This is a genomic window from Vibrio sp. 1CM2L (assembly GCF_023161695.1).
Taxonomy (GTDB): Bacteria; Pseudomonadota; Gammaproteobacteria; order Enterobacterales; family Vibrionaceae; genus Vibrio; species Vibrio coralliirubri.
The window spans coordinates 782,148-802,503 of the sequence record NZ_JALNTT010000001.1 but is presented as its reverse complement, the minus strand read 5'-3'; the positions used below and the strand labels follow the sequence as shown (position 1 = coordinate 802,503).

The following is a 20,356-nucleotide window of genomic DNA, read 5'->3' as shown; positions in this document are numbered from 1 at the left end:
TAGCAATTATTTACTCAGTAGCGGCTATATATTAGCCGAGTAGCAGGAGGGTAGAGCTGTACCTCCTATACGAGTTAAGGGGAAGAGTTATGAACGTTGATGCGGTTCAGTTAGCTAGCAATTTTGCTAGTCTAGATGTGCAGCCTTTTGAGTTGCGCTATACCCAAAAGTTGTCAACGATTACCTCAAAGACCTCTGCGATTGGTAAAGTTAAAACGGCCCTTCAGTCGCTTGAAGATAAAATTTACGAGTTTACTCAATCTGGGTCCAGCCTAACTCAAACGTCAACCTCGACATCGAGTGATGACTATTTCTCTCTCTCCGTCGACTCTGGTGTGAATGACATCAACTTAGATGTTTTTGTGCAACAGATGGCTTCCAATCATCAAGTAGTTTTTGATGCCAACTCGGTCGATTCAAATGATGTTATGGCGTCGGGAGGCGTGTTTTCTGTCACTCAAGGCGGCGTTACTACAGACATCAACATTATGGATGCAGACACTGACGTAAGTGGTGATGTTACGTACAGCGAGTTTGTAAGTTACTTCAATGATCAATTTGACGGTTCTATTCAAGCCACTCTCGTTAAGTCGCAAGGGGCGATGAAAGTGCTGTTTGGTTCTGAAAATGAAGGCGCTGACGCTGCTTTTACTTTGTCTGCAGATGCCGCCAGCGGTTGGGATACGGTGGTGGCAGCAGCAAGCGCCGCACCAATGCAAACAGCACAGGATGCGGTGATCGCACTCGGTGGCGAGTTTGGCACTCAACTTACTAATTCAAGTAATACCTTTGAATCGCTCATTGATGGCGTTGACCTTACGGTGACTAAATCGAACAACAGCGGAGATTCAGCAACAAAGATTGAAATTGGCGATGATCTTTCCGCCACGGTCGCTTCCTTACAAGAATTTGTTGATGCCTATAACGGCGCTGTTACTGAGATCACTAACCTAACCGCTTCTGGTAATGAGGATGAGACAAGGGGGGTATTGGCTTCGGATAGCGCAGTGCGCAGCATCAAAAACCAACTGGCTAGCGTTATACGTGATGACTACAACGGTACTCGTTTGTTTGAGTTAGGGCTCGAAATCGACCGGGATGGCAAGCTTAGCCTCGACTCCAGCAAATTTGAAAGTGCGGCAACGACGGTCGATTTTGAAACACTATTCACTGGAAGCGGTGGAGTCTTTGAAGCTTTTGAAAGCAAACTTGAAACCTATATCGACTTCTCTAACGGCTCCCTGAGTCGACGAATAGATACGCTCGATAATGAAAAGAGCCGCATTAATGACGCCTTAGCGGCGCTCGACACTCGCTATGAGACTTACTACAACCGCTACCTGTCTCAGTTTACTCAACTGAACTCACTCAGTAGTCAATTGGATTCGGTATCTGGACTTTTCACTATCTAAGGAGCAACACATGCTTTTAGGGAAACAGCAGCAAGCCAACTATGCCAATGTTCAAGTGACGGCTAATGCTTCAGTGTCGTCGAGCTTTGAATTGATTTGTATGTTACACGAGCGACTGATCCAAGAGTTAGAAAGTGTCAAATTTTCAATTGAAACCAAAGACTTGGAGCTCAAATCTAACGCAACGCAAAAATCGATTGATATCTTAGTTGGGCTCGATGCATCTCTGGATTTATCTACTGGGGAAGAGCTTATCCAAAACATACACGCCTTGTATGAGCACGCCATTGCGACTGTATTTGAGGCATCGAAAGAGATGAATACCGAACTTATCGTTAAGTTGATTGGTGTCGTGACCGATCTGAAAGAGGGATGGGAAGGCGCAATGGAGTGGCTTGATGAAGCCCAGTCCTAAGCAGCTAGAACGTCTTGTCAGTAAGTTAGAGGACGCAGCAAATCGCAAAAAATTTGCTGAGATCGTGAAGCTTAATCTGTTGGTGAAAAAGGTGCTGCTAGAGGTTGAACAGTCGCACCCTGATTATGTTGCTATCGTTAGGCGACTTAAGTCGGCTCATGAGCAATGTCGAATCTTAGTGACTCATGAGCAAGCCTTATTAAAACAGCAGCTTAGTAACAATATCAGTCTACGTGAACGTGATAAAGCCTATGCTCAGACACAGGTCAGAGCGGGAGAGTAATTATGGAATTACAAGCACAAACGTCGTCTTATAGGAGCAGTTTGGATTTACTGTCGACGGCAAGTCCTTCAGTGAAAAGTAACACCGCGAGTACGTTAGCGACGCCTATAGCTTCTGAAACCTTAGCCTCTGAAGCTTTAGCTTTTGAACCATTGGCTTCAGAACTAGGCGAGATACGTATGACGCCGCTTGCGCAGTCTTTTCAGTCGCTATTTTCGGTGCTTGATCAGGTGAGTTCGTCTATGTCTGCAATTTCTCCAGATTCCGCTTTGATACCTAATATGAGTGCCTCTGAAAGCACGGCTAGTTTTTCTCATTCGGTACTTTCTTACTCACAACTATTTAATCCTGAACTATTGAGTCCTGGGTTTGATACTACTCACTCTCACTCACCTCTAACTCGATTGGAGGCATCAGCGGAAGGGTTGAATCTGAGTGATAGAGCAGCAGTGCAGTCGTTCGACTCGCCACAAGATCTCGTGCAGCAGCCACAGGTTCAACTGCCGCAGTTAAGTACGATTGCTCATTTTGTTACCCAGCAGTTGGAATTGATGAATCAAAGACGGGGAGCGGGTTCTGAATTCAGTTTAAAGAGCAGCTCGCTATTATCTTCTAAAGGAGTGGATCATTCAGGGGCTGATTGGCAAGCGAGCGCGCCTTCATTTTTTGGTCACACACCTAATAGGTATACCAGTTCAGAGTTGGCCTTGTCGTTTAATCATCAGCTAGCCAGTTCAATGTTCAATGCCACTCCAGCAAGCCTCAAGTTAGGGGCTACTTCCACCACTCCATTGTTAATGGGGCAGCCGATAATTGAAGCGGTTAATGCTACCAGTGATAGCAGCTATGTTAGGACTTCGGCTCCGATGGTAGAGACGACCAAAGAGCTTAGCTTAGAAAGTCAAAGGCAGATACATCAAGTATTGAGGGATAAAATCCAGCTTCAGTTCGACACGTTAAATCAGGCCGCGCGAATACGTTTTGATCCACCTGAGCTAGGCAAGGTCGAGATGTACATTCGCATGGAAGGTGACAAAGTAAATATCCAAATGAGTGCATCATCGGCGCTAACCAGAGAGGCGATCTTAGCGACATCGGAGCGTTTGCGACACGAATTGATTTCGCAAAATTCAGAGTTGTCTGAGGTGAACATTAGTCTTGACCAACCTAGCCACCATCAACCTGAGTCGAAGCAACAAAATCAGCCGTTCGAACAAGAACGCCTATCCTCTAGTGATGCTCATACGCAAGATCAACCCGAGTATGTACTGGAATACCAAGCATATATTGCGAGGGTCTGAACATGATTAAAGTTTTCATCACCTTTGCTTTAACTCTCGCATTATGTGTGACCGGATTTTGGTTTTATCAAACCAATCAACTGAATATGGGACTGTTGAGTTCATGGTTAACCCCAAGTGAGCCAGAACCGGCTGCAACACAACAGATCGAGGTTCAGTTAGAAAATGTACTCGTACCGATTAACCTAGGTAACCGACAAAGCCTGCTGTTGCTGGATGTCTCTATGTTTACGCCGGAGCGGAACAGTGGTTACGTGCACGAGCAGCTCAGTCGAATCAAAAATCGAATCATAAAAAAATTCAGTGTGAAGGAGGCGTCTTACTTCTATAACAAGCAGTTTATTTATGTCATTCAAGACGATTTAAAGGACGATTTGGACGAGTTACCCAGCTTACAAGTGGGTGATGTGCTTGTGACGAAAGCGGTATTTCAATAGGTCGTCATCATGTTAATGCAGCCTAAGTATCAACATACCCAAACCGATGACCAAGCGACGCTACAAGAGCTCGAGAAGTTGGTATTGCAGCAAAACATTAAGTTGATTAATGGGCTGCTGTATCAATATCGCTATGCGGTTGATGAGGGGACGTTTGAGGACCTTAAACAAACCGCCATGATGACCTTAGTGATTGAACTGAGAAAGTTTGACCATGTGGCAAATGATGACTTTCGTCGTGCCGTTGCGGTGCGCATTCGTGGTGAACTGATCGATGAATTGCGTCGACGTGACTACATGGAGCGTGATAAACGCCAGCTCGTCAACCGCATCAAACATGCCGAGCGGCAGTTACTCCAGCTACTCGGCAGGGAGCCAACCAGTAATGAAGTCTGTCGACACTTAGGGGTAGAAGCGGATGATTACCAGCAAGCCATGACCCTCGTGGATGTCTTTGATGATATCGAGTTGGAATCTGTAGTTACTGCAGTGCCCGAAACCGATAAAGAAGTATTGTTTAACGAGGTGAAGCTGGTACTGAATTCACTCCCAGCAATGGAACAGCGGATTTTGTATCTGATTTACGTGAAGAGCTTGAGCACCAAAGAGACGGCGTTAGTCCTCGATATCAATGAGATTAAGGTTCACAGGCTCAAACATCGAGGCTTAGACATTCTCAAAAGCAGAATTAAGGAGAGTGATGTATGCAAAAGTTAATCGGCATTGTTGTCGTATTAAGTGTGATTTTTGGTGGCTTCATTTTCCTTGGTGGTAAGTTTGAGTTCATCTTTAAGCTGTCAGAGATCATCATTATTTTTGGTGCAGCCTTCGCTAGCTTGCTGATGTCTACGACCTCTTCAACCCTCAAATTGATGGTGCAACAGATTGGTATTGCGTTTCGCTCTACTCCTTACAACAAGGACTATTATCAGCAGTTACTGTCTTTGATGTTTGAGCTGATTAATACCGCGAGAGTGAAGAACATCAAAGCGTTGGATATTCATGTTGAGAACCCGGAATCGAGCAAGATTTTCGCGAAGTATCCTCGAATTACCAAAGACGCGTTAACCACACAATTCATTATCGATTCATTTCGTCAGGTGATTACGGGCAAGCAATCTCAGCATTTGCTCGAGGCTTTTCTTGAAGAAGAAATCGAACATTTGGAAGACGAATATACTAAGCCGTCGGAGAAGCTACATGCCACTGCTGAGGCGATGCCAGGGTTAGGGATCTTAGCGGCTGTGATGGGAATAATCCTCACTATGCAGGGGCTGGATGGTGAGATAACCGAAATTGGTAAGAACATTGCTGGCGCATTGGTGGGTACCTTCACTGGCGTTTTTGGGTGTTACTGTGTGTTAGGTCCGATGTCGAGCAGCATTAAAGATGTGTCTGAGAATCAGCTCGCGCCACTGTTTTGTGTTAAGTCGATATTGTCAGCTTATGCTCAAGGCCAGTCGGCTCACATGTGTGCTAATGCAGGTCGAAAAAATATCGAGACTCGCTACAAACCATCATTTGTTGAACTTGAGAAGGCGGTTGAAGTGTTAAGACAACAGCCGTCATCAAGTTAAGGAGACGATGATGCAGCAACCTCAAGTCATTATTCAGAAAAAAGGTCGCCGTAAGCGCAATGAACTGCAACATGGTGGTTGGAAGGTCGCAATGGCGGATCTGATGATTTCGTTGATGTGTCTCTTTTTGGTGCTGTGGATTTTGCAGGTGGTGGATGTGGATGATCAGAAGAAACTGCTTAACTACTTTGCTTACGGAAATGATCCAATCATGCACCTAGGTACCAGTGAAAGTGGTGGTAATTCCATAAACCCATTGCCACTGCCTCATGTCGCGACCTCTCACTATGATGCCGATCTTCATCGAATTAATGATACCTCAGTGTTAGAAGGCGAGTTTAATAGCCAACAGGAGCTTGAATTGCTGGCACAACGTATAACCCAAGAGCTTTCAGGTATTGATGCATTAGGTAGTGTCAGTGTTTTCGTTACGCCTCAGGGAGCCAAATTGGTGATTGCTGATTCAGACAAAGGGCCTATGTTTTTCCGAGGCGGAGCTAAAGTGACGCCATTTTATCAAGACCTGTTATTGAACCTCGCAAGGCTACTCGAAAAAATCGAGAACAAGATGATCATTACTGGTCACACAGATGCCAGTCGTTATAAGGGTAGCCGCATGACGAACTGGGAACTATCAAGCAATAGGGCAAACAGCGCGCGTTACTATCTCAATAAAGGGGGGCTTCAAGAGCACCATATCTTTCAGGTCACGGGTATGAGTGATACCGCTCCTGTTGACAATGAGAATACGAAATCTGGAGTTAACCGTCGTATAGAGTTGTATATATTGACCGCAAATACCCTAGAGCAGCTGAATAAAGTCTATAAGTCGTTTTCGATAGGCAGTGCCACAAGAGCTTCTCCACTTGGTCAGCATGAGTTGGATAAGGTGTTGCCTGACACTAAGAAAAGAGCCATCAGACAAGCGGAGTTGAACCAACCTGTCACTTCTTTTGAAGTGCTAAGTCGTTATGACTGAATCAATCAACGTCATGTTTAATTCACGGAAGTGCCTGGCTTGGTTAGTACTCATTGATTATATTCTAATTGGCTATTACGTCTATTTAGCGACGAGTTTGCTGTATTTCGATGTTTTTATCGTAGGTTTGCTGATTGCTATCTACAATATTTTGCTAGTCATGTTTATCGTTCAACAGCCACAAGGTTTTATCTCTCTCGAGAAGGATAAGCATTTAGTGATTCCCATTTGTTTTGCGGTATTTTTGGGTTGCACCATCGTGGTATTAACCTTTTTTTGGTGATTCTTTGAGTGAACAGATCTATAGGTGTGCTTCTAATACTGAAGGTAGGGTTGGGGTTTAAACAAGGATAAAGGACAATACGATGACGGAGCGATGTTTTGGCTAAAGGCTTTGGCTTTCAAATTCTGGTGCACTGGTTTTTAGGGCTGGTGTTGTTATTTATGTGCTTTCAAAGTAGCTCTAGTTATGCGCAAAACCGTCCATCCCAAAATGTCATCCAACCCCATATAAACACGCTTAAACCATACCAAAACCAAATACTGAAAAAGCTAGAAGAGTTCGACCCACTGGTTAACGAAATCTTTAGACAGCTTGCCGAGCGGTCTTTACCTGATAGCTTTGTGTTGGTGCCTATGCTTGAGTCTTCGTATAACTCCAATGCTATATCCCCCGCTAAGGCGGCAGGCTTATGGCAACTGATGCCAGCCACTGCTGAAAGGTTTGGTTTGACTGTTAATGACAGGCAAGATCAAAGGTTTGAGATTGAGCCTAGCACTCATGCGGCGATGCAGTATCTCGATTTTTTATATCGTAAGTTTTATGGTGATATTAACCTGACTCTTGCGGCATATAACGCTGGAGAAGGACGGGTACAACGAGCAGTAAAAAAGGCGGGTAGTCGGCAGTATTCCGATTTAAGGTTACCCAAAGAGACGGTTGACTATGTACATCGTTTTTACGCCCTGTTGGTGTTAGTGGATGTTACTTCACTCAAACAGAATACGGTTGCTCCAATGTGGTTATTTGCCAGTGAAAGTCACTGGCAAAGTACTCCTTTGGTTAACTTGACTCCTTTGCCGCCATTGATTTCGCTGTAATGGCGACCGAATGGTGCTTATGTAAACTAACCTTTGGAAATTAATTTACATAAGTCACCTATAAAACTAGCGACACGCAGCGAAAATATCTTGGTTCTCTCGGTATTCTTTGGTTTGTACATCCATTAGCCCGAGTAAAGAGTCAAACAGGTTGTCTTGGGAGAAGCTCTGTTCTTTGCCTGCCTTTCTCAAGCAGGTTTGGTTTATCCCTTTCTGCTCGGCGAAACCATCAGACATCCACATGATCATAGGCACATGGGTTTGCTCTTTCGGTGCCAATGAATAAGGCATGCCGTGCAAGTAGACGCCGTTTTCCCCTAAAGATTCACCATGATCGGAAATGTACATCAGCCCCACGTTGTACTTATCGGTGAGCTTCTCTAGCTTTTGAATAGCCTGTGAGAGAAAGAAATCCGTGTACAAGATGGTGTTATCGTAGGTGTTAACTACTTCTTCTTTGGTGCAGTTTTCAATATCGGCGCGAGCACAATCAGGCGTAAATTTCTTATGTTCTTCTGGATAACGCTCAAAGTACGTTGGGCCGTGGGATCCCGCAATATGATAGAAAATGATGCTATCTTGCTTAAGATCTTGCGTATCTTGTTCGAAGTTCTCTAGCATCGCTGTGTCGTAGCATACGTCTTTATTGCACAAAGGGTCGCTGTCTTTGGCGACGAGCGTCATCTCTTTGATTCGATGTGCGACCGCCTTGTCTCCGCCATCATGCTCCCTCCAAATGGAGTGAATGCCCGCGCGGTTCATAATGTCGACCACGTTATCTTGGTTGTAGGCTTTGTCGCGATCATAGTTGCTGCGATTCATGTTCGAGAACATGCAGGGTACAGAAACTGCGGTGGCTGTACCGCACGACTGAACATCAGAGAAAAATATTGGGTTGTAAGGCTTGGTATGAGCGTTGGTTTCTCTCTCATAGCCATAATATTGGTAGTTATACACGCGAGCGGTTTCGCCAAGTACAAACACCAATAAGGTCGGTTTGGTTGCCGCTTTTGCTTGTGGTTTGAGTTGAGCATCTAACCCCAATTCTTGATAGGGGATGGGCTGTTTGATGTAGGTGTTATTGATGTATTTGACCATCGATGCCACATACTCGGTCGGAATGATCATCTTTTTGATGTGCGAGTTATTACGACCAATCGATACGTAATCTTTGTAGAAAAGCCCGGCAATAATGGCAATGACAATCAAGGAAGAGAGCAAGCCAATCGATTTCCAGACAAAGAAATCTTTCCAAGACTCTTTTTCAAGTTTGGTAAACAACAGGATGAGAGATGGAATACCGCCCATGGCTAGTAGCCATAAGATCGAGTGACCACTGATATAGCTGGCTGCTTCACCGCTATTGGTCTCAAACACATTCTCTATCATGCCGTAATCGACGAATATGCCGTAATTGAACATGCTGTAGCTGACTAAGGTTGAGGTGATCAGCAATAAGATGAAAAACGGCTTAGAGAAGATAGGCCAGTTGAAGACTTGGAAGATGAAGTTAAAGGCAGCAAGGAAGAAAATAGGAATGGAGATAAGAAACGCAACGCTTTCAGATTTCGATGCCTGAACAATACTAAACAGTTCTTGGGAGAGAGGGATGTTGACGACAAGCAGATAATACACGGCCAACACAAAAGGCAGCTTGTTTATCGACATGTTTAAGCTTGGTAGATTCATAGGTCTTGTTTTCCTGCGTCTCTTATCCCTTATTTTAGTCTCGCTACCAAGAAAGCTCTAATATCAACGCATAAAGCTCAATAAGTGATGGTGAGCGATAAACTGGCTAAAGTGAAATGACGCGATAGGGCGTGTAGAAACAAAAAATTCACTTTACTGAGTGACCTTCATGACAAGGTGGAACAGCAAAGTGAATTAGTATGTTCAGCTTATTCTATGTGGTTCAATCACATTAGAAGTTGTATGAACCACCGAAGCTAATGCTGTTGAAGGCTAGTGTCTTATCGTTTTTGTACGTACCGTAGTCGTTTTCCACGCTTACTGCGTCTGCTTGCGAAATTAGACGCAGCGTTAGGTGTTCGATTGGCGTGTATTCAACACCAACACCAAAGTGGAAACCGGTACCGCTATCGTCATCATACAGAGCTGCGTTATTTGCGTTTAGGTCAACAGAGCTTAAACCTGCAAGCACGAATGGACGAATCGTGTTGTCGAACGTATAACCTAGGTTTGCTGACAACGAAATAGAAGTTGGCGACAGTTTTGCAGCACCCTTTTTGTAGTCTGCGTAATCGTTGTAGCCAAGTTCAATACCAACGATACGGTTGAATTGGTAGCCGCCGTATAGGTTGTAGCCCATGCCATCTGAATCTAAGCTACCTTGACCGTCTGTATCAGAATCTTGGTAGACACTAAGTCCGCCACCAATGTATGCACCGCCATCAGTACCTGCGGCTAAAGCTGGAAGAGAAACTGCGCTGATTAAACCCAGTGCTAATGCTGATTTTGTTATCTTGTTCATCTTTGTTACTCACTCTGTCATGTCTTCAAATGTGATTGTCGGTCACTGTTGATTTTTAATTGTTGTTGGTTTTTGGCCTCTCGACCGTTGTTGACAATTATCCCTGAGTCTTTTGCTCATTACTGTATGGCTTTGTAAGCTGAATCGTTACATAGATACAAAAATTCACTTTACTGTGCTGCCTTATCACAGGGCAGAGTAGCAAAGTGAATTTGAGCTACTTACTTACGACGCAGTCGTTTGGGGAGAATATTAGAAGTCGTATGAACCACCGAAGCTCACACTGTTGAATGCTAGAGTGTCGCTACTGTATGTCTTGCCACCAACCGTATTATCCACACTTACCGCATCAGCCTGAGAAATAGCTCGAAGTGTTAAGTGTTCGATAGGTGAGTATTCAACGCCGACGCCAAAGTGGAAGCCAGTGCCGCTGTCATCGTCAAAACTAGAACCACTACTTGCGTTTAGGTCTACGGAACTCAAACCTGCTAATACGAATGGTCGAATGGTATTGTCGAATGTATAACCGAGGTTTGCTGATACAGAGATAGACGTCGGTGATAGGTCTTCGTAGCTATTTTTGTAGTTTGCGTAATCGTTGTAGCCAAGTTCTACACCAACGATACGGTTGAATTGGTAACCGCCGTATAGGTTGTAGCCCATACCGCTAGAATCTAAGCTTGGAGCACTATCAGTGTCTGAGCCTTGATAGACGCTAAGTCCGCCACCTACGTATGCGCCACCATCGATACCTGCTGCAAAAGTTGGAAGTGAAACTAAACCGATTAAGCCGAGTGCTAATGCTGATTTTTTCATGATAATACCTTGTTTACTCATCCTGTGATGCAAATCACGGTATCGCTGATAATTGATTTATAAAACCCTCACAAATGAAACCTATTTTTTCATTGATATCGTGATTGTCTTCGGTCCTTGATTTATCAAGGGGTAACAGAGAATTTTTTGGTTATATTGTTTATAAATAAAATTCATATATTGACAAATGGTTAAATTTGCTAAATAAAACGATGTTTTTTAAGGTTGGAGTGAGTTCGTATTTATCTAACTAATTGAAAAATAAAACATAAGAAATATTATATTTGTTCTATTGTAGTATTTATTGCGGTGTTTATTGAGAGCAAAGCAGTACGCTGATTCTAATGATGACAAGGAGAGTTGGATGTTAAACAGAGGAAGCACAGGTTTGGTGGTTGTGGACGTGCAAGGTAAGCTCGCACGCCTTGTTGATGACAGCGATGCGCTGATTGCTAATTGCGGAAAGTTGGTTCAAGGAGCGCAGGTTTTGGGTCTGCCAATTATTCGTTTGGAGCAGAATCCAGAGAAGCTAGGTGCTACGGTCGACGAGCTGAATGACCTGCTGAGCGATGCTAAGCCGATATCGAAATTTACGTTTAACGCTTGTAACGAGCCCAAGTTTGTTGAGGCAGTGCAAGCTAAAGATGTTGATACGTGGTTGGTGTGTGGCATTGAGGCTCATATTTGTGTCTATCAAACCGCAATGGGGTTGTTAGATCTTGGGTACAAGGTTCAGGTAGTTGGCGACTGTGTTAGTTCGCGAACGGCACTCAACAAGGATCTGGCAATCCGTCGACTAACCGATGCCGGTGTCCAAATTACGGGATTAGAAATGAGCTTGTACGAGCTAGTGAAAGATTGTCGCGCACCAGAATTCAAGCCGATCCTAGCCTTAATTCGTTAACTTGGGTTTCGTTACGGCCCGATTCGTTAATTTTCCCTTTTGAAGAGGTTTGTTTGAATAATCTAATCGTATTTACCGGTGGTCCGGGCTCAGGAAAAACCTCGGTTATCGAGGCGTTGAAAAGTCGCGGCTATCGCTGCGCACCAGAGGTTGGGCGTAAAGTCATTCAACACCAAGTAGCACGACAAGGGAGTGCCTTGCCATGGTTAGATAAAGTGGCTTTTCGTGATGAGATGGTGCGAGAAGAGTTAGTTAATTACCAAGTATTTGAGGCAAGTGAACAGCGCGTTTTCTTTGATAGAAGTATCGTAGATTCATATGGTTACAGCTTGTTGGAAGCTTTGCCGATTTCTGAATCTCTGTTGAATCAATGCAATGAGCTTGAATACAACAGCAAGGTATTTATCTTCCCACTATGGGATTCGATTTTCATCAATGACGAAGAACGTAAACAAGATTTCGATGAAGCGATCGCCACTTACGAAAAGATGGTGACAGCTTATACCCAGTTTGGTTATCAGCTGGTGGAAGTGCCCAAGCTATCTATTGAGGACCGAGTCGAGTTTATCTTAGCTTCGATTGACTCAGGCGAGTGATTTCCAGAAAAGCCACAACTAAAAAAGCCCCGCAGTATCGACTCGATTGAGTGAATACTGCGGGGCTTTTTATTGAAATCGACTAGTTGATGACTTAGTCGTCTTAAACATTAATCACCGAGAGGCTGTCGGTCGCCCCCACCTCGGTAGGAATCTAACGCAACCTTCAAACGACGCAGTTTGTCGCGAGAGCGGTTCTTATGATTGACTGCGATCCCCATAGAAAGCACATCCACTAGCGCCAACATGGCGTAGCGAGAAGCCGACGGTTTGTAGATGAAGTCAGTTTCCATATGTTTGATGGGCAACAAGATATCGGCAATCTTTGCCAACGGTGTGTCTTGTGGGGTAATTGCGATGATCTTAAGCCCGTACTGCTTAGCCAGCTCTGCGGTTTCAGTGATCACAGGCGTGAAACCGGTCGCGGAGATCATCACCATCACATCATTGGCGTCTGCTGTCGCTGCAACCATGCGTGACATCAAACCATCGTTGTACGACACCACGGGATAGCCCAAACGAAACAGTCGATGTTGCAGCTCTTGAGAGGCGATAGTCGAGCCACCACCCATGCCGATAGCGATGATCTGTCTGGCGTTATGCAGCCAGCTGACTGCGGTTTCAACGTCTTGCTCTTTGAACAAGGTACGGTTGATGTCTAAGCTCTGCTTGATCGATTCGTAGATACCTTGATAACCCGTTTGGTCAACCGGTTCGAGAATAAAACGCTGGCCAACTGTCAGTGTTTGAGCAAGCTTGATCTTCATATCACGTACGTTGCTGCAGCCAATAGCCTTAGCAAAACGTGTAATGGTGGCTTCACTTACTTGAGCGCTTTCAGCAAGCTCGGTGATGCTGGCATTGGCTGCAAAATCAATGTCGTCCATGATCAGCTTAGCGACTTTTTTCTCTGCATCACGAAGAGCGGGAAAACGCTCCGTTATCTGTGAAATGATATCTACTTCTAAACTCAAGAATCCTGATCCTTTGTTGATGGGGCTAATCGTTATTACCTAGTTATTAAGAATCTAGCTCGTAAGAAGCAAGCTCTTTAGCTTTTTAGTCATTTAGCTATTGAGCACTAATCCATTAAAAACTAAGCCTTAGCCCCGTTAGTATATCTTATTGTTTCGCTGATTCTAGCTTATTGAAAAATCGAACTAGAAGCAGGTTTCCACCCAGTTTGTTACCTGATGGTCGTCATCGCTGATGGCAATGTAGCGCCACTTATCGAAGGTTAAACACGGGTGTGAGGTTGAGAATGCAATCATGTCTCCTACTTCAATCTCAGAAGAGCCGTCCGTTTCAACAAAGGTATGCTGATCCATCACGGCGGTAGCAGTCAGCCCTTTCACTGAGATAGCTTCGCCATTGCGATAGCCACGTTCAGCAATTGGTAAGCCTGCATCGAACGCCACATCACGCTTGCCTAGCCCAACCACTAGTTTGGTCGGTTCTGGGCGAGAGATTACATACGCCCATACCTCAAGTGCCGATTCTAAATCACCACCCAATTCACACGCGTAACCTTGGTTTACTTGGGCGCGTTGCAACACCTTGCTTTGGGCATCTAGGTAGATACCGGTATCGTGAATGGCATAACAGCCCGGGCGGATGATCGCCAAGTAATCGGTTAGGTTCGCTAAACATTCTGCAACCACGTCATACCAAGCAGAGCCGGCACCCGTGATGATAGGTTGCCCTGCAATTAGGCCATCTGATGTGAGGCTTTCGACCGAGGTCAGTGCCTGATTTAAGAAGGTGCGAATGTCTTGTTCTGCGTTGTCACCGTGAATCACACCCTCATACACCTCAATACCCGCCAGCGAAAGGGCAGGTGTGTCTTGGATGGTTTGAGCCAGTTCTAGAACTTCTTGTGGTGAACGACAACCACAACGACCGCCCGGCACACCAAATTCGATCAGTACTTTTAGTGTCTGTTTGGTGTTGGCGAAATACTGGTTAAGTTGCTGCACGTTTATCGATGAATCCACACAACAGTAAAAGTCGACATCAAATTCACTGATCAGCTGTTCAACGATCGCCATGTTGGTTTTACCCACCAACTGGTTGGCCATGATGATTCGTTTTGCACCCGCCATAGCGGCAACTTCTGCTTGTGCAGGTGTCGCTACTGTAATACCCCAAGCGCCATTTTCTAGCTGTTGGCGGAAAAAAGCAGGGGTCATTGATGTTTTGCCATGCGGTGACAATTTAACCTGATGGTGATCGGCGAATGATTGCATCCAATTTAGGTTATTGGTTAAGGCGGATTGTTTAATAATTGCTACCGGAAGCGAAATATCTTCATCAACCAGTCGGTAAATACCGTTCTCAGATTGTGATACTGCTCTCCCTTTTTGGCCTTTTTCAGTCAAGACGAAACTATCTTTTTGATACTTTATAACATCTTTTTGTGCAGGGTTATGTTTCATTGCTGATTCCTAACATGATTTAAGTCGTTGTTATTTAATGTTTAAATATATCTGTAATCTAATTTGTGGTAGAAACTATCACGCAAATTAAAATATTATGTGTGTTTTGTCACTGAAAATAATCGGCTGGATTCTTAATATAGCTCCATCAACACAGTGGATTGAGAGAGTGAAAAATGTTGTTCGATACGATAATCAAAAATGTAGAGGTGTTTGATGGCACCGGCGAACAATCGTTTTGTGCCGATGTAGCAATCCTTGATGGAAAAATCGCCGAAATTGGTCAAATCGATCACGAAGATTGTGGCCAGTTGGTTGAGGGAGCAGGCTTAGCATTGGCTCCTGGATTTATCGATGTACATACACATGACGATACCAACGTAATTCGTTACCCAGACTGCCTACCGAAGATCAGCCAAGGTGTAACAACCGTGATTGTTGGCAACTGTGGCATCAGCGCATCGCCAACGGTTTTGGCTGGCGATCCACCTGACCCAATGAATCTTTTAGGTGTGCAGGCTGATTTTAAATACCCAACTTTTGCGGCGTATGCACAAGCGGTAGAGCAAGCTCAACCCGCAGTAAACGTAGCAGCGTTGGTTGGCCACACCACACTGCGTAACCAAGTGATGGACGATCTACAACGCACTGCAAGCGAAGATGAAATCGCAGCGATGCAAACCAACCTTGATTTAGCGATGGCGCAAGGTGCATTAGGTTTGAGCTCTGGTCTGGCTTACGCAAGTGCGAAACAAGCGAATGCCAACGAAGTGATGCAGTTAGCAAAGGTACTGTCTAGCCACGGCGGCATCTATACCACGCACATGCGTACCGAATTCGAAGAGATCTTAAGCGCGATGGAAGAGGCGTTTGAGACAGGACAATACGCGAAAGTGCCTGTTGTTATCTCTCACCTTAAATGTGCAGGTGCGGGCAACTGGGGCAGAACTGTTGAAGTTCTTGATTTGATGGACAAGGTTTCTGAGCACCAAGATGTGTCTTGTGACTGCTACCCATACTCAGCGAGCTCTTCGACATTAGATTTGAAACAAGTGACCGATGATTTCGACATCTTTATCACTTGGTCTGAAGCAAAACCAGAACACGCAGGCAAAACGCTGAAGAAAATTGCTGATGAAATGAATCTACCTCTGATGGACGCGGCAAAAGCGCTTCAACCAGCGGGCGCGGTTTATCACTGCATGGATGAGAACGACGTAAAGCGTGTATTGAAATACAAACTGACCATGGTCGGCTCAGACGGTTTACCTAATGACCCGCATCCACACCCAAGACTGTGGGGCACCTTCCCGAAAGTATTGGGTCACTACTGCCGAGATGAAAAACTGTTCTCGTTGCCAGAAGCGATTCACAAGATGACCGGAATGTCGGCAGAGCGTTACAACTTAGCGGGCCGAGGCGAAGTTCGCTGTGGTGCCTTTGCCGATTTAGTTTTATTTGATCCAAAGAATATTAAAGACACAGCAACATTTGAAAATCCTATTTCAGTTGCTGAAGGAATAGAAAGTGTATTTGTAAATGGTGAGTTAACTTACCAGCAAGGAAAAGTGAAAAATAATCGTTCAGGCGTTTTTATTTACCGAAACTAGATTTTAATTATCAAATTAAATTTACGGTAAATATAAAAATGACGAATTAATTTAAATATATTGGAACAGAACCAATATTATCTATAAAGAAGTGGAGTTGAAAAATGACTATTAAACGTTACGGTGTTGAAGGCGGTACAGGTACAGGCGGACAACATTTACCATTTGCACGCGCAACTGAAGCGGGTGGTTTCCTGTACGTTTCTGGCCAGACACCGATGACAGATGGTGAAGTGGTTGAGGGTGGTATTGTTGACCAGTCTCGCCTAGCGATCCAAAACTGTGTCGATATCATGACTGAAGCGGGCTACGGCCTAGAAGACGTAATGCACGTAAAGGTTGTGCTAACGGATTCTCGTTACTTCCAATCTTTTAATAAGGTATTCAAAGAGTTTTTCGGTGCTAACCCACCGGCACGTATCTGCATGGTCTGTGACTTAGTGGTAGACGTGAAAGTTGAAGTAGATGTGACTTGCTACCGCGCTGATCGCGTTTAGTTATAACCTAATCACAATAACCTACTTAGAGAGTATTAGGGGGTAAGCATCCCTGTTATTATCCTTTAATACTCTCACCCTACATTTATAAAAATTACTTTAATTAAAAAATATACAAAACCAATAAAGTAATTATATGAAATATAAAATGAATGAATCATAAATAAAGTTCAGGAATGAACTTAATATTTCACTGAGAGGTGTCAAATGAACAGCACACTTTTTCTTACAGGCTTCGGCGTGTACGTATTATTTTTAATTTGGTTAGGCTGGTTTGTCTCGCGTAATCAAAAATCTGGCGAAGATTTCTTATTAGGCGGCCGTGGCCTGCCATTATTCTTAGTACTGGGTACAACCGTCGCGACTATGGTCGGCACGGGCTCAAGTATGGGGGCGGTTGGCTTCGGCTACGCGAATGGTTGGGCTGGTGCTTTGTACGGAATTGGCGGTGCTATCGGCATCCTATTGCTAGCCCTTTGGTTTGCTCCGGTTCGTAAACTGAACTTCATGACCATGAGTGAAGAGCTGGCTTACTACGTAGGCGCTAACCGTATCGTGAAAAACGTGGTTGGTCTGCTTATCTTTATCGCGTCAATCGGTTGGTTGGGTGCGCATATTCTAGGTGGCGGTATGTACCTAGCGTGGATTGCAGACATCGACCTTAACCTTGCGAAAATTATTATTGCTGCGGCATTTACTATCTATGTGGTGATCGGTGGTTACACAGCGGTTGTATGGACCGATACTATCCAAGCTATCATCCTTTTTGCTGGCTTCATCTTGATGGCGGTTATGTCTGTGGACCACATTGGTGGCATGGACAACCTTTACGCTGCGATGGATCCTGCTGCTACAAGCTTTTTAGCAATCGATAAACTGGGCATTCTGCCTGCTGTATCTCTGGCTGTGGTTATCGGTGTGGGTGTACTGGCGACGCCTTCATTCCGTCAACGTATCTACTCAGGCAAAGACGTTAAAACCATTCGTCGCTCATTTGTTGCATCGGGTGTGTTGTACCTTTTCTTCTCAATCATCCCTGCAATCATTGGTATGGCTGCACACGCAATCGACCCATCATTGGATAACCCGAACTATTCGTTCCCTTACGTAGCTGCAACGGTTCTTCCAGTTGGCGTTGGCATGATTGTTCTTATCGCAGGTCTTTCTGCAACCATGTCGAGTGCAAGCTCAGATGCGATTGCGGGCGTGTCTATCCTACTGCGTGACGTTTACGTGATGTTCACAGGCCGCGTACCAAACAAAGAGTCAATGCTGAACTACTCTCGCTTGGCACTGATTGTGGTGATTGGTTTTGCACTGCTATTTGCGCTTACGTCAAACGATATCATTGGCTACATCACTAAGATGATTTCAACGGTAATGTCGGGCATGTTCGTGTGCGGTATGTTGGGTAAATTCTGGAAACGCTACAACTGGCAGGGTGCGCTTGCAACGCTAGCAGGTGCTTCTGTGGCTTCATTCGTAGTGATGCTAAACGCTGATTACACGGCTTTCTGGGGCAACCCTGTGATTCCTTCATGTCTGTTTGCTCTAGCAGCAGGTGTGGCTGTTAGCCTATGCACTCCGGCTAACCAAGTAACACCAGAAATGGCGAAAGCGATTCTTGATGATGAACGCGCTCTGATGGAGATGGAAATGTCTGATTCAGGTGTAATTGAAGAAGACGCGGCACCTCAACGCCCTGCTAATCAAACAAGCTAAATCTGGTCTCCACAACTGGTTTGCTTAATTCAGGCCCTGCTTAACGGTAGGGCCTTTTCTAAAGTCAATTATCTCTATTTTTAGGAGCGGCTATGTCGGCATCTTCTCTGTTCAATATTGCTTTCTTCGGCGAATGTATGGTCGAAATAAGCGGCTCTCCATTAACCAAAAAATTTGGCGGCGACACGCTCAATACCGCGCTTTACCTTTCTCGCTTAACTCAACATCAAAACTTGTCTGTTCATTACGCGACGGGTTTAGGTAGTGATGAACTGTCTCAGAACATGATTGATAGTTGGCAGCTAGAAGGTATTCAAACCAATTTCGTTGAACGTATCCCAAACAAGTTACCCGGTTTATACATGGTCGAAACCAACGAGACAGGTGAGCGACATTTCCACTACTGGCGCAACGACGCGGCAGTAAAATCTTACTTTCAAATCGATAACTTAAACAAGCTTGAAATCGCTCTGACAGAGAAGCAAGTCGACGCGATTTACATCAGCGGTATCAGTATTGCGATCTTGGATGACGCCTCTCGTGAGCGTTTATTCAAAGCCATTAGCGTGTTCTCAAACCAAGGCGGTAAGGTGATTTTCGATAACAACTATCGCCCACAGCTTTGGAGTACAGAGCAAGCTCAACACTGGTACGCCAAGTTACTGCCATTGGTAGACATCGCACTGATTACCGAAGACGACGACCTGCTGGTTTGGGGTAACTCTGAGAGCGTTCAACAACGTTGCCTTCGTATGGGGTGCCAAGAGATCGTCATCAAGCGTGGTTGTGAGCCATGCAAGATTGTTCAAGTTGAACAAGGCGATGTTGTTGAGAACTATGTGTCAGCGACTCGTGTTTCTAACGTGGTTGATACCTGTGCTGCGGGCGACTCATTCGCTGCGGGCTATTTAGCTGCGCGTCTTACTGGCGAGAGCGCCACTGACGCAGCCGAACTTGGCCACCAACTGGCTTCAATCGTTATTCAATACTCTGGCGCAATCATCCCCGTGAGCGCTATGAGCAAACTGATTAAAAAATAAAATTAAAAAGCGGAATTATTATGTCTCAAGAAATGATCAACAAACTTAAGCAATTCAAAGTTATCCCTGTTATCCAAATCAATAAGGTGGAACACGCGATTCCACTGGCAAAAGTGTTAGTAGAAAATGGCCTACCCGTTGCTGAAGTAACATTCCGTACTGAAGCGGCAGCAGGTGCGATTCGTGCGATGCGCGATGCGTACCCAGAGATGTGTATCGGTGCCGGCACAGTATTAACGTCAGCGCAGATCTACCTTGCGAAAGAGTCGGGTAGCGAATTCATCGTGGCTCCGGGCCTGAATCCAAACACCGTAAAACGCTGCCAAGAAATCGGTATTCCAATCGTTCCGGGCGTAAACAATCCAAGCCAAGTAGAGCAAGCGCTGGAACTTGGTCTTAACTTCTTGAAGTTCTTCCCTGCAGAAGCGTCTGGTGGCATCAACATGGTGAAATCTCTGTTAGCGCCATACGTTGATGTGTCTTTAATGCCAACGGGCGGTATCGGTAAACACAACGTGAATGACTACCTAGCCGTGGATCGCGTGGTGTGCTGTGGCGGTACTTGGATGGTATCTCCGAAGATGATCGAGAACGAACAGTGGGACGAGATCGCGGCATTGGTTCGTGAAGCAGTCGCTCTTGTGAACTAACGACAAGCGTTTGGAATAAAGATAAACAACAGCAGTGGTGATGGTTCTGTTTTGTGAATTGCCTCCGATAAACAAAACAGAACGCCCGTT

At 44.9% G+C, this 20,356-nt stretch carries 21 protein-coding genes; 16 read left to right on the top strand and 5 right to left on the bottom strand.

Going from position 1 to position 20,356, the window contains the following annotated elements; all coding sequences use genetic code 11:
• The first annotated feature begins 89 nt into the window (after nucleotides 1-89).
• The 9 genes from fliD to MSG34_RS03355 all read left to right on the top strand — a co-directional run bounded on the left by fliD (nucleotide 90) and on the right by MSG34_RS03355 (nucleotide 7,505).
• Nucleotides 90-1,412 (top strand): flagellar filament capping protein FliD, encoded by a 1,323-nt coding sequence (fliD, locus tag MSG34_RS03395; RefSeq protein ID WP_248336290.1) that lies wholly within the window; start codon nucleotides 90-92, stop codon nucleotides 1,410-1,412.
• Between the two features lie 10 nt (nucleotides 1,413-1,422).
• A complete protein-coding gene (fliS, locus tag MSG34_RS03390; RefSeq protein WP_048610093.1) occupies nucleotides 1,423-1,827 on the top strand; it encodes a flagellar export chaperone FliS in 405 nt (134 codons plus the stop codon).
• Nucleotides 1,811-2,110, top strand: a complete 300-nt coding sequence (locus MSG34_RS03385; RefSeq protein WP_048610091.1) for a hypothetical protein — start codon at nucleotides 1,811-1,813, stop codon at nucleotides 2,108-2,110. The genes fliS and MSG34_RS03385 overlap by 17 nt, the downstream gene beginning before the upstream one ends.
• A gap of 41 nt (nucleotides 2,111-2,151) precedes the next feature.
• On the top strand, nucleotides 2,152-3,411 hold the full coding sequence (locus MSG34_RS03380) for a flagellar hook-length control protein FliK (RefSeq protein WP_248336289.1): 1,260 nt from the start codon (nucleotides 2,152-2,154) through the stop codon (nucleotides 3,409-3,411).
• Between the two features lie 2 nt (nucleotides 3,412-3,413).
• On the top strand, nucleotides 3,414-3,848 hold the full coding sequence (locus MSG34_RS03375; RefSeq protein WP_048610088.1) for a flagellar biosynthesis sigma factor: 435 nt from the start codon (nucleotides 3,414-3,416) through the stop codon (nucleotides 3,846-3,848).
• Between the two features lie 9 nt (nucleotides 3,849-3,857).
• On the top strand, nucleotides 3,858-4,565 hold the full coding sequence (locus tag MSG34_RS03370) for a sigma-70 family RNA polymerase sigma factor (RefSeq protein WP_048610086.1): 708 nt from the start codon (nucleotides 3,858-3,860) through the stop codon (nucleotides 4,563-4,565).
• On the top strand, nucleotides 4,553-5,425 hold the full coding sequence (motA, locus tag MSG34_RS03365) for a flagellar motor stator protein MotA (protein ID WP_048610084.1): 873 nt from the start codon (nucleotides 4,553-4,555) through the stop codon (nucleotides 5,423-5,425). Before MSG34_RS03370 ends, motA begins: the two co-directional genes overlap by 13 nt.
• A gap of 10 nt (nucleotides 5,426-5,435) precedes the next feature.
• Nucleotides 5,436-6,404: an OmpA family protein gene (locus tag MSG34_RS03360; protein ID WP_248336288.1), complete on the top strand. Its 969-nt coding sequence runs from the start codon at nucleotides 5,436-5,438 to the stop codon at nucleotides 6,402-6,404.
• 381 nt (nucleotides 6,405-6,785) lie between these two features.
• Nucleotides 6,786-7,505, top strand: coding sequence for a lytic transglycosylase domain-containing protein (locus MSG34_RS03355; protein ID WP_248336287.1), 720 nt, complete (start codon nucleotides 6,786-6,788; stop codon nucleotides 7,503-7,505).
• A 66-nt stretch (nucleotides 7,506-7,571) separates the two neighbouring features.
• Here MSG34_RS03355 and MSG34_RS03350 read toward each other — a convergent pair whose 3' ends face one another.
• The 3 genes from MSG34_RS03350 to MSG34_RS03340 all read right to left on the bottom strand — a co-directional run bounded on the left by MSG34_RS03350 (nucleotide 7,572) and on the right by MSG34_RS03340 (nucleotide 10,833).
• The gene (locus MSG34_RS03350) at nucleotides 7,572-9,194 is read right to left on the bottom strand and encodes a phosphoethanolamine--lipid A transferase (protein ID WP_248336286.1); all 1,623 of its coding nucleotides are present in this window, start codon (nucleotides 9,192-9,194) and stop codon (nucleotides 7,572-7,574) included.
• Between the two features lie 232 nt (nucleotides 9,195-9,426).
• Nucleotides 9,427-9,996, bottom strand: a complete 570-nt coding sequence (locus tag MSG34_RS03345) for a porin family protein (RefSeq protein ID WP_248336285.1) — start codon at nucleotides 9,994-9,996, stop codon at nucleotides 9,427-9,429.
• A 252-nt stretch (nucleotides 9,997-10,248) separates the two neighbouring features.
• A complete protein-coding gene (locus tag MSG34_RS03340) occupies nucleotides 10,249-10,833 on the bottom strand; it encodes a porin family protein (RefSeq protein ID WP_050647614.1) in 585 nt (194 codons plus the stop codon).
• A 343-nt stretch (nucleotides 10,834-11,176) separates the two neighbouring features.
• Between MSG34_RS03340 and MSG34_RS03335 the strand changes: the two genes are divergently transcribed.
• Nucleotides 11,177-11,716: a hydrolase gene (locus tag MSG34_RS03335; RefSeq protein ID WP_248336284.1), complete on the top strand. Its 540-nt coding sequence runs from the start codon at nucleotides 11,177-11,179 to the stop codon at nucleotides 11,714-11,716.
• 53 nt (nucleotides 11,717-11,769) lie between these two features.
• Nucleotides 11,770-12,312 carry an AAA family ATPase gene (locus MSG34_RS03330; RefSeq protein ID WP_248336283.1) on the top strand — a complete coding sequence of 181 codons (543 nt, stop codon included), beginning with the start codon at nucleotides 11,770-11,772 and terminating at the stop codon, nucleotides 12,310-12,312.
• Nucleotides 12,313-12,422: 110 nt separating this feature from the next.
• On the opposite strand, the gene MSG34_RS03325 is transcribed toward MSG34_RS03330, so the two are convergent.
• The gene (locus MSG34_RS03325) at nucleotides 12,423-13,286 is read right to left on the bottom strand and encodes a MurR/RpiR family transcriptional regulator (RefSeq protein ID WP_017062019.1); all 864 of its coding nucleotides are present in this window, start codon (nucleotides 13,284-13,286) and stop codon (nucleotides 12,423-12,425) included.
• 186 nt (nucleotides 13,287-13,472) lie between these two features.
• Nucleotides 13,473-14,747, bottom strand: coding sequence for an amino acid deaminase (locus tag MSG34_RS03320; protein WP_248336282.1), 1,275 nt, complete (start codon nucleotides 14,745-14,747; stop codon nucleotides 13,473-13,475).
• A 176-nt stretch (nucleotides 14,748-14,923) separates the two neighbouring features.
• Here MSG34_RS03320 and MSG34_RS03315 point away from each other — a divergent pair, with 176 nt between their 5' ends.
• The 5 genes from MSG34_RS03315 to MSG34_RS03295 all read left to right on the top strand — a co-directional run bounded on the left by MSG34_RS03315 (nucleotide 14,924) and on the right by MSG34_RS03295 (nucleotide 20,266).
• Nucleotides 14,924-16,357: a D-aminoacylase gene (locus MSG34_RS03315; protein WP_248336281.1), complete on the top strand. Its 1,434-nt coding sequence runs from the start codon at nucleotides 14,924-14,926 to the stop codon at nucleotides 16,355-16,357.
• Between the two features lie 104 nt (nucleotides 16,358-16,461).
• On the top strand, nucleotides 16,462-16,854 hold the full coding sequence (locus MSG34_RS03310) for a RidA family protein (protein WP_017065166.1): 393 nt from the start codon (nucleotides 16,462-16,464) through the stop codon (nucleotides 16,852-16,854).
• Between the two features lie 207 nt (nucleotides 16,855-17,061).
• On the top strand, nucleotides 17,062-18,576 hold the full coding sequence (locus MSG34_RS03305) for a sodium:solute symporter family protein (RefSeq protein WP_048610233.1): 1,515 nt from the start codon (nucleotides 17,062-17,064) through the stop codon (nucleotides 18,574-18,576).
• A gap of 92 nt (nucleotides 18,577-18,668) precedes the next feature.
• Complete coding sequence (locus MSG34_RS03300) at nucleotides 18,669-19,616, top strand: sugar kinase (protein WP_248336280.1); 948 nt, start codon at nucleotides 18,669-18,671, stop codon at nucleotides 19,614-19,616.
• A gap of 20 nt (nucleotides 19,617-19,636) precedes the next feature.
• Nucleotides 19,637-20,266: a bifunctional 4-hydroxy-2-oxoglutarate aldolase/2-dehydro-3-deoxy-phosphogluconate aldolase gene (locus MSG34_RS03295; protein WP_248336279.1), complete on the top strand. Its 630-nt coding sequence runs from the start codon at nucleotides 19,637-19,639 to the stop codon at nucleotides 20,264-20,266.
• Nucleotides 20,267-20,356 lie beyond the last annotated feature (90 nt).